General features: G+C 62.5%; 12 protein-coding genes. 8 read left to right on the top strand and 4 right to left on the bottom strand.

The window, feature by feature from the left end:
* Window positions 1-218 precede the first annotated feature (218 nt).
* The 5 genes from CH281_RS14485 to CH281_RS14465 are packed head-to-tail and all read left to right on the top strand — an operon-like array spanning window position 219 to window position 9,955.
* A complete protein-coding gene (locus tag CH281_RS14485) occupies window positions 219-3,575 on the top strand; it encodes a DUF4132 domain-containing protein (protein ID WP_179274193.1) in 3,357 nt (1,118 codons plus the stop codon).
* Complete coding sequence (locus CH281_RS14480) at window positions 3,572-4,654, top strand: AAA family ATPase (RefSeq protein WP_032384291.1); 1,083 nt, start codon at window positions 3,572-3,574, stop codon at window positions 4,652-4,654. The genes CH281_RS14485 and CH281_RS14480 overlap by 4 nt, the downstream gene beginning before the upstream one ends.
* Window positions 4,655-4,656: 2 nt before the next feature.
* On the top strand, window positions 4,657-6,849 hold the full coding sequence (locus CH281_RS14475) for a DUF5682 family protein (protein ID WP_143544811.1): 2,193 nt from the start codon (window positions 4,657-4,659) through the stop codon (window positions 6,847-6,849).
* Complete coding sequence (locus tag CH281_RS14470) at window positions 6,846-8,033, top strand: VWA domain-containing protein (protein ID WP_094694556.1); 1,188 nt, start codon at window positions 6,846-6,848, stop codon at window positions 8,031-8,033. The genes CH281_RS14475 and CH281_RS14470 overlap by 4 nt, the downstream gene beginning before the upstream one ends.
* The gene (locus CH281_RS14465) at window positions 8,030-9,955 is read left to right on the top strand and encodes a hypothetical protein (RefSeq protein ID WP_094694554.1); all 1,926 of its coding nucleotides are present in this window, start codon (window positions 8,030-8,032) and stop codon (window positions 9,953-9,955) included. The genes CH281_RS14470 and CH281_RS14465 overlap by 4 nt, the downstream gene beginning before the upstream one ends.
* Before the next feature lie 33 nt (window positions 9,956-9,988).
* On the opposite strand, the gene CH281_RS14460 is transcribed toward CH281_RS14465, so the two are convergent.
* Window positions 9,989-10,393: a hypothetical protein gene (locus CH281_RS14460; protein WP_230591962.1), complete on the bottom strand. Its 405-nt coding sequence runs from the start codon at window positions 10,391-10,393 to the stop codon at window positions 9,989-9,991.
* 174 nt (window positions 10,394-10,567) lie between these two features.
* Here CH281_RS14460 and CH281_RS27355 point away from each other — a divergent pair, with 174 nt between their 5' ends.
* The 3 genes from CH281_RS27355 (at window position 10,568) to CH281_RS14450 (ending at window position 11,900) form a co-directional block, all read left to right on the top strand.
* Window positions 10,568-10,747, top strand: coding sequence for a hypothetical protein (locus CH281_RS27355; protein WP_256983547.1), 180 nt, complete (start codon window positions 10,568-10,570; stop codon window positions 10,745-10,747).
* 282 nt (window positions 10,748-11,029) lie between these two features.
* Complete coding sequence (locus tag CH281_RS27350) at window positions 11,030-11,290, top strand: hypothetical protein (protein ID WP_230591963.1); 261 nt, start codon at window positions 11,030-11,032, stop codon at window positions 11,288-11,290.
* Window positions 11,291-11,384: 94 nt separating this feature from the next.
* On the top strand, window positions 11,385-11,900 hold the full coding sequence (locus tag CH281_RS14450) for a hypothetical protein (protein ID WP_032366131.1): 516 nt from the start codon (window positions 11,385-11,387) through the stop codon (window positions 11,898-11,900).
* A 43-nt stretch (window positions 11,901-11,943) separates the two neighbouring features.
* Here CH281_RS14450 and CH281_RS27345 read toward each other — a convergent pair whose 3' ends face one another.
* The 3 genes from CH281_RS27345 to CH281_RS14435 all read right to left on the bottom strand — a co-directional run bounded on the left by CH281_RS27345 (window position 11,944) and on the right by CH281_RS14435 (window position 13,784).
* Window positions 11,944-12,576: a hypothetical protein gene (locus CH281_RS27345; protein WP_143544810.1), complete on the bottom strand. Its 633-nt coding sequence runs from the start codon at window positions 12,574-12,576 to the stop codon at window positions 11,944-11,946.
* 159 nt (window positions 12,577-12,735) lie between these two features.
* Window positions 12,736-13,131: a hypothetical protein gene (locus CH281_RS14440; protein ID WP_143544809.1), complete on the bottom strand. Its 396-nt coding sequence runs from the start codon at window positions 13,129-13,131 to the stop codon at window positions 12,736-12,738.
* 251 nt (window positions 13,132-13,382) lie between these two features.
* Window positions 13,383-13,784 carry an ester cyclase gene (locus CH281_RS14435; RefSeq protein WP_032408465.1) on the bottom strand — a complete coding sequence of 134 codons (402 nt, stop codon included), beginning with the start codon at window positions 13,782-13,784 and terminating at the stop codon, window positions 13,383-13,385.
* Window positions 13,785-14,077 lie beyond the last annotated feature (293 nt).

Raw genomic sequence — 14,077 nt, 5'->3', positions numbered from 1 at the left:
GGGCCGGACGCGGGTGTGTCGTTCACGACCGTCACTCTCCCGCGGACCGATGCGGTGCGCAAGGCAGAAATTCGTTCCGCATGCCGTCCGGTCGGTTTTGCTTTCGCCGCCCACACTTCGCTGCCAGACCACGCGGTACAAGATCACCGGTGGGCGATCGTTCTGCCCGCTATCATTCTCGGCACGTCGCCGAACAGTGCGGGACCTCGAGGAGATGCGTGAGCCACAGTACGTCCGAGTCCGAGTCCGAGTCGAAGTCCGTGCCGCCGCTGACGTGGCTACCGATGAAATATCCCCGACGCGGGGGTTATCGCGCCAGCGTCGCGCCGGTCGATCCTGACGCAGGCGTCGAACTAGCGAAGATCGAGACCGACGAACTCAGCCTCCAGTACGCGTCCTGGTACCTCGTCCACGACACCAACCCCGACGAATTGACGATCGCCGCCAGGAAGTACCAGGCAGGCGACGTCTCGGCTCTTGGTGCCGCCGCTCTGTATTTTCTCCTGAACCGATTCGTAAGTCGCGACGAATTGCGAGTTGTCTCGATCATCGACGGCTGGGTGGCCAGGCACGGCTTGGTCTTCGCGGTCGAGGCGCTTCTGGAGTTGTCCGACATGCGTTTCGTGAGCGAAAGGGTGCTGGTTGCGGACCTCCCGGAAGGTGCCGTAATCAGCGTCGTTTCCCACGGTCATGCCACGCCGGACGCGGTCTTCGAAATGCCGAAGTACACGACGCGAGAACGTTTCGCGCAGGTGGATGGGTACGACGAGCAACTGACCTATTCTCCGCGCGAGTACATGCTCGAGCGCATGCGCGGGTTGATCGCGGTGGCGTCGGACGAGGACTACGCGGCGGCCCGAAGCGTGGCATCGACGCTGCGAGGCAACACCGTACGAAAGCTGACCGCTACGTTCATCTTCCCGACCGAGCTGGAGTGGTCGGAGGAGTTGATCATGGTGGTGCGTCCTCAGTCCTACCACTGGAGCACGCAGCTGATGGTCTCGGCGAACACGCCAGAACAGCTTCATCGAAGCGATGACGCCTACGGGCACCGGCGGTGGCTGCTCGACGATGCGATGACAGCAGCGGTGGTGGATGGTATCGGCCCGCCGATACTGCCTGTGTTGCTGGACGCTTTCGACACGCCGAATCCGTACGGAAACGCGCACGACGAGTCCTGGCTTCTGCGAATACTGCACGCCCTTTCGGCTATCCCCACCGACGATGCGTTCGAGGCTCTGGTCCGACGTGGAGGGATGAAGAACGGGCAGCCAATCGTCCTTCGGGCGATGCAGAACTATCCGCGTCGAGCGTTCCGTGTTCTGGTAGAGGCTGATTCGGGATTGTTCGATCGCCACGTACGGCGGGATCCGGACTTGGCGCGCGAGATCGCCTCCACGTTGCCGGAGAGAGCGCAACGCAGGATCGCGGAACTGACAACCTTGTTGCCGATGGCGACCGACCTTCCGTCGATCCTCGTCAGTCCGCCGTGGTCGACGCGCAAGAAGATGCCCGACGCGACCGCCATCACAGGGCTCGAAGTCCCTGATCTTCACAAAATGGCCTGGCTGCCAGGCGAATTCGAGGCCATCAAGAACAGGCCGGGAGATTACTCCTATACGACATGGGACAGTTACAAGCAGTACATTCCAGACCCGTCACCGACAGGTGCAGGGGGCCGGTACGCCTGGATCATTTTCCTCATCGCGCCGGACGAGATTGCCCGACCGTTCCTGACTGATTGGGAGGGAACAACTCTCAAGGATCCGCTGCGTGTCGTTGCGCGTTACGAACTCGACGCCTTACCGCTCATGCTCCGCTTCACACGAGCTCACCCCGGTGCAGCGGCACCCTATCTGATGCCGTACGTCGACCTCGATGTCGCGCGCGTGCACGCGACGATGTTCGCCACCCGGAAGAACTTGCGCAAGCCCGCTTTGGCATGGCTCGTCCGGCATGCGGCGGACGCAGCAACGCTGTTGATCCCCGACGCGGTGGGAAAAGCTGGGGCGCAGAAAGATCACGCTGCAGCAGCATTACGCGGACTCGCGCGCGCCACCTCACGAGACACAGTGCTGGCCGGAGCAAACAGGTACGGAGACGACGTATCGGCAGCGATTGCGACCATCGTCGATCTCGATCCGCTGGAAGTACTACCGAAGCGCATTCCGAAAACACCGGCCTGGGCCGACGCGCCGTCGCTGCCGCCGATACTGACCGCGGACAGGTCCGCTGCTCTGCCTGATTCCGCCACGGCGCATATCTTGACGATGTGCGCGGTAAGCACAATCGATGCACCGTACGCAGGGCTCGAGACGGTGACCTCGTACTGCGATCGCGGGTCACTCGCCGACGCAGCGTGGGAGCTCTTTCAGCGATGGTGGGGAGCAGGTGCGCCCTCGAAAGACAATTGGGTGATCCTCGCACTCGGGTGGCTGGGCGACGACTCGACAATCGGAAAACTGGCCCCGCTCATCCGGCGTTGGCCAGGCGAGAACGGGACTGCCCGAGCGCAACTGGGGCTGGACGCTCTGGCTGCGCACGGCTCGACCCGGGCCCTCACCGAATTGGACCACATCTCACGGAAGATGAAATTCAAGTCCCTCAAGGTCGGCGCGCAGCAGCGGGTCGCCGAGGTCGCAGAAAGCCTCGGTCTCGATCGTGAGCAGTTGGCGGACCGCATCGTCCCCACTCTCGATTTGTCGTCGTCGGGAACCATGATGTTCGACTACGGCGAGCGATCCTTCACGGTCGGCTTCACCGAAGCACTTGTTCCATACGTGCTCGACGAGAATGGCAAGAAGACGACGAGCCTGCCCAAGCCCACCACCCGAGACGATGCCATCCTCGCGGAGGAAGCCAAGACACGCTTCGCCGCGCTCAAGCGCGAAGCCAAAGCTGTTGCAAACGAACAGATCAAGCGCCTCAATCGGTCGATGGTGATCGGACGCCGTTGGACCGCCGACGAGTTCACCCAATACGTGCTGGGACATCCGCTCTTGATCCACGTAGCTCGTCGTCTCCTGTGGGCGTCGTTCGACGACAACAACAAACCTGCAGTGGTGTTCCGGGTCGCGGAAGACAGCACCCTCGCAGACGTCGACGACGATGCCCTCCAGCTTCCCGACGGCCGGATAGGTCTGGTTCATCCGGCACACATACCCGACACGGTCGGGACGTGGTCGAACATATTCGCCGATTACGAAATACTGCAGCCGTTCCCACAGTTGGGCCGACCGGTCCACGACCCGCTGCCAGGCGACATCGACGGCAGTGGCCTGGCCAGGTTCACGGGGGTGACTGCGACCCCGAGCCAGGCCCTCCGGTTGACCTACCGTGGATGGGAACCGGTGTGGGAGAACCCCGTGTCCTGGGGTCAGGGCTTGCTCTACCAACTGAGCGACGATGTCTCGGTGCTGCTGGGACTCGAACCGGGGATGGGGACGGGTGATCCCTACAACGGATACCCGGACCAGAAGCTCGTCGAGGTGAGCTTGCGAGGAGGGACCTTGAACGACGTCGACCGTGCGACCGTCTCGGAACTCATCGCCGATCTGGATGGGTTCGCGTCGTGACGACGGGAGTACAGCGGCCACCTGCCGAGGAGCGGTATGCAGACGAGCTCGAGCGACTCGCCGACGAGGACAGCGGTCCGCGGCCACCCGGGTGGAAATTGAGTCTGCAGGCGGCCCGCAGCTTCGTGATGGGCGACGCCCACCGCGGAATCGTCGCCAAGTATGTCGGTAACCCGTCACTCGTCGAACGCTCGCTCGTCACCTTGGCGACCACACGCGGATTGATGTTGGTCGGTGAACCAGGTACTGCGAAATCGATGCTGTCCGAACTCATTGCGGCTGCGGTCAGTGGAGATTCCACGCTCACCATCCAAGGAGGCGCTGCAACCACCGAGGACCAGATCAGGTACTCGTGGAACTACGCGCTGTTGGTAGCCGAGGGCCCTTCCCCACGATCGATGGTTCCGGCACCCATGCTGCGTGGGATGTCCGAGGGTCGGATCGTGCGTTTCGAGGAGATCACCCGATGCCCACTCGAAGTGCAGGACACCCTGCTGTCGCTGTTGTCCGAACGTGTTCTCGCGGTGCCAGAACTCACCGGAACGGACGCGATGGTCTACGCGCGTGAGGGATTCAACGTCATCGCGACGGCAAATACCCGCGACCGAGGAGTGAACGAAATGAGCGCCGCGCTCAAACGTCGCTTCAATTTCGAGACGGTACATCCGATTGCAGATTTCGACACCGAGCTCGCGCTGGTGCGGGCGGAGTCGGCGGCGCTGTTGCGCGCGTCCGGGGTGGGGATCGATCAAGATCCGGCGGTCGCGGAACTTCTCGTGACGCTGTTCCGTGACCTGAGATCGGGATTAACCGAAGCCGGTGCTCCCGTCGAGCGGTTGTCGTCTGTGATGAGCACGGCTGAGGCGGTCTCGCTCGCGCATGCCACCGGAATTCGCGGCTGGTACATGCGCGGTGATGCAGGCACGTTCACCGATCTCGCGGAGTCCCTGGCCGGCACCGCGGCGAAAGACAACGCCGAGGACACAGCGAGGTTGCGTCGCTACATCGAGCAGCGATCGTCCTACCGATCGAGCGAGGCGTGGCGCGAGCTGCGCGAAGCTCACGCACGTCTGAGCTAGTGGTGGAACGTCACGATGGCGACGAGGTGGCCGTCATCGGCGTGCGGCATCACAGTCCTGCCTGCGCGCGCGTGGTAGCCGAGACCATCGAACGATTGCGGCCGGCCCACGTCTTGATCGAAGGTCCGGCCGATTACACAGACCGCCTCGGCGAGTTGACGCTCGGACATCGACTTCCGATCGCGCTGTTCTCACACGCCCGCAGGGGTACACACACCCAGGTGGCCTGGAATGCCTACACCGAGTTCTCGCCGGAGTGGGTAGCGATGCAAGCGGCCACTGGAACGGGTGCGTCAGTTCGGTTCATCGACCTTCCGTCGTGGCATCCCGACTTCGATTCTGGGCCTACCGAATACAGCCCAGCCGCTGTGGATGCAGTCGAGCAGATGGGCCTCGACACCATCGATGCGATGTGGGACCACGTCGTGGAAGCCCGGGCAGGCGCGCTGACGACCGAAGAGATGCGAGATATCCTCGACAGCTACTTCATCCTGATCCGCGGTGATGGTGTCGACGTCTCCGAACGCGAGAAGTACATGGCATCCTGGGTGAAAGCAGCTCGTGAGCAGGGTGGTTCGGTCGTCGTCGTCTGCGGCGGATTCCACCGTGCCGGGATCATGTCGGAGCTCGAGACGGGACCACCGGCCGATGACAGCTGGCCGACCGTTCCGAGTCCGGAGTCCGCCCTCGACGTCGGAGGCTATCTGATCCCGTACTCCTACCGTCGCCTCGAACTCGAGGGACCGTGGTGGTACCAGCAGCTTTGGGAAAATCAGGCTCATGCGTCGGACACCGCGATCGAGGCCGTCGTGCTGAACCTGCGGGCCCGCGGGCACCGGGTTTCCACCACCGACTTCGCCGGATTCCGAACACAGGTCCATGCGCTGGCGGCGATGCGAGGTCACTCGGTGCCCACGCGTCGTGACGTACTGGACGGTGCTGCGAGCACACTCGTCGACGAGGCCATTCCCTCACCGCTGCCGTGGACGCGTGCGGGTGAACCACTCGGTGTCGAAGCTGACCCGGCGATCGAGGTATGCATCCGAACGTTGAGGGGAGAGCGGCGAGGGGAACTGCATCCTGACGCCCCGGCACCTGGGCTGGTCCATCACGTCGGCATGCTGCTCGAAGAGTTCGAATTGACCACCGGGACTTTGTCTCTGGATCTCACTGACGAACGCGAGCGTTCGAGAAGTCGCGTGCTGCATCAGCTACGACTACTCGGCATTCCTGGCTTCGAGCGCTCTGCCGGACCGAGCGGTGTCTCCGAGGTGCGGTCGATCGACGAGTGGGTGATCACCGACCACGGCGGCCGAGTTCCGGCACTCGTCGAGGCCGCCGCGTACGGGCACACGCTAGTGGACGCGGCGGGTGCAGCGCTCGTCTCCGCGTTGCGGTCAGCGGGCAAAGACATGGCTGCCGTCGCGCGAATTCTGTTCGACGCAGTCTTGAGCGGACTCGACGACGTATCTGATACGTCAGCATCGGCGGCGATCCAATCGCTGGACAACGCAGTCGATCTCGCCGATACCGGGCTACTTCTGCGCACTGCCCTCGATCTGTGGCGACACGATTCGCTGTTCGGGAGTCGGGGTTCGGCGCTGCTCGGAGAAGTGGTGGCAGCCGCGTCGCCCAAGGTGCTTACGCTCGCCCGGCGAGTCCGAGCAACAGGGGGCGCAGATCTCCGTCGAATCGCGGCTGTCGCGGCCATCGCCGATGCCATGCAGTACGCAGGGCACCTCTTGCGCGACGACCCGTCTACAGAATTGGATCTGCTGGCGCGTGACAGCGGTGCCGCAGTGGATATGAGGGGATCGGCTCTGGGCGCGTCGTGGACTCGAACCACGCCGGAAGATGCGGCGGCTGCCGTGCGGTCCATACCCTCGGATCGGCTCGGCGACTGGCTGTCCGGTCTCTTCGGCGTCGCGCGTGAACGTTTTCTCGATGCCGGTTCCGGTGACGCAGTGTTGACGGCCGTCGACGCCGTCGTAGGACGGATGACCGAGCATGATTTTCTGACTGCACTGCCTGCCCTGAGGCAGTCCTTCGAGTTCTTTCCTCCGCGTGAACGCGAGGTCATCGCTCGACGCGTGGCACCAGCGCCTGCCGGCCCGTCCATTACGGCCTCGGGACTGTCCGGCGAGCTACTGGACGAGCGAGTCGATCGTGCGCTCGCGAACATTGGATTGCAATGAACTCCGAGCGATGGCGATTGATCTTGGGTGACGCCAGCTCCGGTGCACTCGGTGACCCTACAGGTATTGCGGCAGAACAGGATTCCGCGCTGGAATGGCTGTATGGCCGCGACGCGGCCCGTGCCGCCCAGGGCGTGCGCTCGGGTGGTTCACGCGCTCGAGCAGGCGGTGCTCTGGCGAAGGGGCAAAAAGGCGAGGGTAGGGCACTGCACCGCGACCGTCGCGGACGGCCGAGCGGAGTCGGGACAACGGTGGTGAGCGCAGTGGATTGGCTCTACGACATCCACCGCTTGTTTCCGCGTGAGACAGTTCACCGCCTCGAAAGAGACGCAGTCGAGAAATACGAGATCACCGAGGTGGTCACCGATCCCGAGGCTCTCGAGCGAATCGAACCGAGCGTGACACTCCTTCGTGCGGTATTGCGAACGAAGCATCTGATGGACCTGCGGGTTCTCGCGCTGGCCAAGAAGGCTGTCGACACGGTTGTGAAAGAGCTGATCGAGAAGCTGTCCGTCGACGTCCGCAAGACCTTCCACGGCACGCGCAGCCGGCAGCGCACCTCCTTCCGGAACTCTCGCAACTTCGATTTTCCTGCAACGGTTCTCGCGAACCTCAAGCACTGGAACCCCGAGACACGATCCATCGCGATCGAGAAACCACTGTTCACTTCGCGCACCCGGCGACACACTGACACCTGGACACTCATACTGCTGGTCGACCAGTCAGGATCGATGATCGATTCTGTCGTCCATTCCGCCGTCACAGCTGCATGCTTCTGGAACGTCCCTGGTCTGCGAACGCACCTCATCGCGTACGACACCAACGTTGTCGACCTCACGTCGGAGGTTCTGGATCCGGTGGAATTGTTGATGGGAGTGCAACTCGGTGGCGGCAACGATGGTGCCAAGGCTGTGGACTATGCGGGGCAGCTGGTCGAGACTCCGCGCCGAACCATCGTGGTGATCATCTCCGATCTGTACGAGAGTCAAGCGGATCGGTTCGTGCGCAGCGTATCTCGCTTGACCGACGAGGGCGTGCGAGTGTTGGCGTTGGCAGCACTCGACGAGTCCGGCGAACCCGACTACGACCGAGAGATCGCCCAGCGTCTAGTCCGGCTGGGGGTGCACGTGGGGGCGATGACACCGGGCGGGCTCGCGGAGTTCGTCGCCGGGTGCATCCGATGAACGCCGAATCCATCCGACTGGACGTGGCGGCGCTCACCGACGAGGCACTGGTGCTCGTCACCAATCGTGGCCTGGTCAAAAGAGCAGTGCGGATGGTCGAGGAGAATCCACCGGACTTGTCGGCATCAATCGAACGCATCGTCGCCCGGTTCGCCGACGGCGTCGTGACCGAGCTCCCGGCTTCGTTGCCGTTCACCGACGCGTCATGCTCCTGCGGCGCGAGTTCGGCGTGCAGGCATCGCCTCGGTCTGGTGCTCGCCTATCGTGCGAGATTCGGTACCGATGTCGGCGGACCGGAATGGACACCAGGAGAATTCGACGACACAGTTGTCGAATCGCACGTCGGTGCGGCCGCCATGCGGCGGGCCAGGCGCATCCGCGGCGAGGGTTATCAGGCGACAGTGCATCGCCCCGAGGGCACCGACTCGATTGTGCGTGTCGAGTTGCCGCACTGCACAGTTCGATTCTTGACACCCCACGATGTGGGTCACACTCATTCGTCGGCATCCGAGCATGCAGCGCCGGAGTCGATCGCCCTTGCGGTGTGGGCCGTACGAGAGGCTGACGAATCGGGTAGCGACGAGGTGTTCGTCAGTAGTGCTGGTCTAATTCAGGATTCGGCTAATTCCGCTCTGGCCAAGGTTGTTGCCCGAACTATCCTCGTAGACGGACTGGCTGGGGCGTCGGGTGTGCAACATGCATCCGCAGTGAGGGCTGCTCGTTCGGCCGAGGCATCGTCGACGGTGTGGCTTGCTGACGCATGTAGAGATCTGGCCGATCAGGTCGAAGCCTATGCCGCAAGGAATGCCCGTCACAACCGGGTCCGGGTGGCGTCGTTGATCGCAGAGGTCTACGCGCGAGTTCAGCTCGGAGGGGCGACCGACTCGGCGCTCGCCGGAATGGCACTGGGAACCGAGACTGCGGGCGAAACTCCGCTCAGACGTTCACGTCTGGTCGGTTTGGGTGCCCGCGTAACGGCCAATGGTGACGCCGTGAATGTCGACGTCTACTTCTCCGAAATCGATACGAATGCCGTTTATCTGATGCGGCATCAGTGGCCGGGGGAGTTGCTTACCGGTCATGCGGTGGCGGGGCGCAGAGTTGCGGGGACGACTATCGGGATGTTGGCTTCGTCGACCATCGTCACCGAATCGGCTGTTCGGCGCGCGAACCGTTCGATTCGATTGGGACGTAGAGGTATCGGCAAGACATCGATCCTTCCCCTCGGTTCCGACGCTTGGGCTGATTCGCCTGCCCTCTCCTCGGACTACGACGATGTGCGTCGACAGTTGACCGAACGCAGGCCGTCGTTCGCACGGAACCGTCTGGTGACGGACGGGGTCGGCATAGTGAGCGTCGACGCTGTGGTCGACACCGACTACTCTCCGGCAGGTCAGACGTTGACGGTGGTGGTCGCGGACGGTAAGGGGAGTCAGGCACAGATCGTGGTCGAGCATCGAGCGGAGGCTCCCGGTGCTATCGACGCGGTTCTCCACGCGATGTCGTCGGGTCCGCGGGCGGTGGCAGGTCGAATGAGTGTCCGGTCAGGGCAGGTCTGCATCACGCCGTACTCGATTGCGTGCGATCTCGGTGTGGTCGTGCCCGATCTCGCGCCTCGTGTGGGTATGTCGAGTCTGATCCGCTCGGCGGGCGAGGTAAGTCAGGATCGCGTCGTAGATGCTGTTGCAGGATGTCTGTCGACCCTGGCGGATCTCTCGCACCGTGGCTTGCGGTTCGTGTCGGAGGCTGACGTGGTTGCGATTCGCGGGCGTGCTGACCTCTCGAGATCGGTAGGTATGAAGTCGACGGGTCTGTCGCTCGATCGCCTTGCCGATGCACTCACCGGCCACGACCTGGAGGCATCCGCAGACGCATGGGTGCGTGCGGTTCTACGCTTGGTGGTCGCCGAAGAATTTGCTTGAGGGTCAATGCTCTCGGTCCGATTGTGTTCTCTATCAGTCCTTCTCGGATAGATCCCCTATACGCGTTGCGCGAAAGTTCTTGTCCTTCCACATGGCGACTCCATCGATGAGTTCCGCATGCATGAATCCGCCGTCGTCTCCCCACGGCCACGCGGTACCCGCTTCGGCCACTTCGTTCTGAACAAGGTCAGCCATCGACAGCAGCGCCAGCTCTACGTCATCGTCGACAGAAGCGCCGATTCCACTGCAGGCAAGTCTTCCTCGGCTGCCTGCGACGACCGTGACAGCGCTGTAGAGCCATACCATGCCGCTGTCCGATTCGTATTCGGCTACCCAGTCGATGTACTCGACATCGCCGCCGTACTGGCGTACGCGTAGATCGTGGACCAGACGATCGAGCGCATCGAGCCACGCATCAGGAAGATCCGAGTGCGTCACTTGGACGCCCCGCCGGGGCCTCCAATTCGCAGTCATCACTGACTCTCGATGCTCGGACAGCTGCACAGGCCGATTATGTCAGCCGTGTCGCTGCGTCGCTTCTGTTCTGCAACGTATCTGCAGGCCAGGACATGCGGCTTCGTGTGATCTAGTGGGCACATGGCGTGGGATCCGATGACGACCGATTCCCAGGACTCGGACGAACGAGGACTACGGGTGGCCGACGACGTCGGCGCAAGGGCGTGGCTCCTCGAAGAAATCGGAAAATTCGGCAGTGGTGTGGCCGCACTGGTTCCAAATCATCTTCCCGTCGTACGCGCGAATCTTTCACCCGGCGAGGACTATCGACGATGAACCGGTCACTTGGTCGGCCGTCTCCCGAGCCAACGGTCGGCTCGCGCACCCGGCAATGGAGTGGGGTTCCATCGTGGGTAGCTGGCACGCCGGTGGACAGGAGGGCATTTGGCACGAACCCCCAATCCAAGGTTCGTTGCCGACAAACACCACCCGGGCTTTGGCAGACACTCTCCGACGCTTCACACAGGCACTGGCGGAGTGCCGGTTCGGGCACTGGGAAGGATCTGGGTATGTCGACTTACCGTCGAATGAGCTTCACTGCCGGTGCCGTCTCGAAATGTGGTGCTCTTCGCAGGCAGTATCGGCCTCGCCGACACAAAGTTCGGTGCCAGCGCTCAGTTTCCCTTTGGAATGAGCGCCCACCTGTGGTGGCCGAATGATAAGGCGTGGTGTACGGCAACAGACATCGACCTGATGACGACCTACATCGGTGCGTCGACCTCGTGCATCGACGCAATACTCACGAACGTCGAGCTCGATTCGCTGGCCGTAGCTGTCACGCATAAACTCGCCTGGGATACCGACACCGTCAACCCATAACCTGCTTGCCCGTAGATGAGGGGTTGCCGGTCAGAAAACTGGACGAGACCGATCCCCGGCCCCAACGAAAGGCCCTTACCGTAATGTCCATTTCGTGACTCGAACTTGGACCGTGCGAACCACAGTTGTCGGCGCTGCCCTCGGGGCTGCGCTGCTCGGTATGCCGGGGGTGGCGTCAGCCCACCATCAGGAGTTCACCCCATTCCCATACAACATTTCGCTCGGCAAAGAGATGTCTTTACCGTGCGCAGGCGAGGTGGGCGGCGACGTGTACACACCGCACGATCGGCCGGGCATCGCGGTTGTCACGCTGACCTGGCGGACATTCTTCACCAGCGACTGTCCACTCACCGTGTTCGTGAACATGAACAACTTCGATGCACCCTGGGCCGACCCGTACAGCGATGCCAAACCGACCGGGGGCTCGTGGATGGTGCCCCTCAACTCCGCCGCAATCGGATCCGTGCCCCCGGAAGGCGGCGAATGGAGCAAGCAGATAGCGATCGATATCGGTTCCGGTAGAGCGGGTTTGACGGTGACAACTGACGCACCGCTGAATACGACCTTGCTCGATCCGACCGGCAACACTGTCCGCTTCACCGTGACCTGACGCAGCCACGGTCGTAGGACGCACGGAAACCTCCAGGTCCCTGTTACGACGGGATCCACTCGATCTGCCACGGCGGAATTTCCCTCCGCGGTCGCACTTTGATCGCGCGAAACTTGTACCCATCCTGATCTGTGACGGACTCCCACTCGAAGTCGACCTTCTCGCCGACGATGAGGTCGTGGATGCCTCCTCGTATGTTGAACTGACCCATGCCCTGCGAATCGATCACCTCGTCAGGGTGCAGGGCACTCCAGTAAGTCCAACATCCGCCAGGGGTACCCGCGGAATCGATTACGCCCCAGCCTTCGTCGCCGTGCCAGGCGGACACGATGCCACTCGCCGCGGTCCCGATCCGCGGCTCTTCGGGGAAATCCAAGTCCGTCTCTTCTAGGACGTTGCCATCGGCGTCGATGTTCCACGCTGATGAGCCGGACGGGCGATCCACCGGCTCGACACCTGCCGGCCACGCGCGAAGTGTGATGAAGTTGTAGCTCTGGTCGAGCTCGCCGGTTGGTCGCCACTCGAATTCGACAACTTGGCCTTCGTCCAGGCTGGGGAATCCCGCAATCGCGACCGTCGCCCCAAATGTCCAGCATCCCCCTGGAGTGTCGTCCGAATCGATCACACCGTGCATCTCGCGCAGATTCCAGGTGCGGACCACTCCACGACTTGCCATGTGTCCAGTATGGCCGATACCGCAAAGTGGAATAGTGCTGTCGAGCACGGACTGTCCGACACTATTACCCCGCCTCATCTCTTCTGATCGCAACAGATCGACGGTGTTCAGCGGCTCACACACGCCAGGATGAGGCCGAGCAAGGACCGGGGCTGGAACCTAGACCTCTCCGAAGTCGTCCTGTGTTCGGGCGGCGCAGTCCGTCGTGGGAGCGAGAAGGTAGGCGAATAGGTAACTCGCCGCCGTTATCGCTGCCAGTGAGATCCACCAGGACGGGAAGACATCTGTGTCGGTGAGGATTTCACTGCCAGCGACGACCAGCCAGCACAATGCGAGAGAGGTCGCCAGCGTGACCGCTGCTGCGGTGCACGCGGCGAATCGGAGTCGCCAGGTGTGGCGAGATCGTGCGGCCCACATCCGGTTCGACCACAAGGCGAAGCGTCCACCACCGACTGCGATCACACCGACCAACAGTCCGGCGACGGCACCGCAGAACGCAGGAAACACCAGCAGCGCCAACCGGAGCAAGGTCCCTTCGAGGGCCCAGGGGAGCATGACACCCACCGCTGTGCAGGTACCGGTAAGACCAGCGACCCTTAGTTCTTTCTCGACCCAGTCCACTGTTCCACTAGAACACGGCGGAAATGCGCTTCGGTCTCGAAGCCGCTGTCTGACCGCTCACGTTTACACGTGGACCCGTTGACGCCGGACGTGACGCTGCAAAAGCGTAGATCTGACGACTTGCGCTACTGCCGCTGAACCGCGCTCGCTAACTCCTCGTATGTCTCTTCGCTGATCGCAGCCAGCTATTCTCCGCGGCCCAGCAGTTCACAGCGCAATGAAGCCTCGAGATCTCCCCAGCAGCGCGCGATCTTGCCGTCGTCATCGAGCCGGTACATCGCTAGTTCTTGGATCTGCACATACCGGCCGGTCGCCGCGATCCCATCGAACTCGCCGTGGTGGGTGCCGGTATCCGTCAGGCGAGCCGCCATCGACCGGCCCTCGACGACCAAGTCCTCCATGCACCAGCTGAAGTCGGGGAACGCGACTGTGATGTCTCGAAGGCCGTCGCGGTAGCCGTCGATGCCGCTGCGGACACCTTCGACATCGGTGGTGATGAATTCGTCGAGGTCGCCGAAACGCCGTTCGTTGCAGGCGGTGATGTAACGAGCGTAGGTACCGCGCGGATCGTCTGCGAAAGTCGCCATACCATCCACGGTAAAGGCCCCGCGTAGTCCTGGCCAGGACGACAGCGGATCAGCTGCACGAACAGCATTTCACCGTCGTCACTGCCTAATGGGCTGTTGTCAACGAGCCCGTTCGAGTCACCGTTACGGCGGACACCCCATGCCTGTATCGGTTACGTCTTGACCGGACTGTGCTCACGAGCAATTGTCGCCTGCGGCGGTCTACATAGCCAGTAGCGGAAAACTCGGTGCATGGACTGACCCGGTTCTCGGCCCTTGGGCGTAGTCGATCTTGCAGATTGAACGCGGGGCGA

Origin of the sequence: Rhodococcus sp. 06-221-2 (assembly GCF_002258365.1) — a bacterium.
Taxonomy (GTDB): Bacteria; Actinomycetota; Actinomycetes; order Mycobacteriales; family Mycobacteriaceae; genus Rhodococcoides; species Rhodococcoides fascians.
Note: the sequence above shows the minus strand (reverse complement) of the source record. Positions and strands in the feature narration are given on the sequence as shown.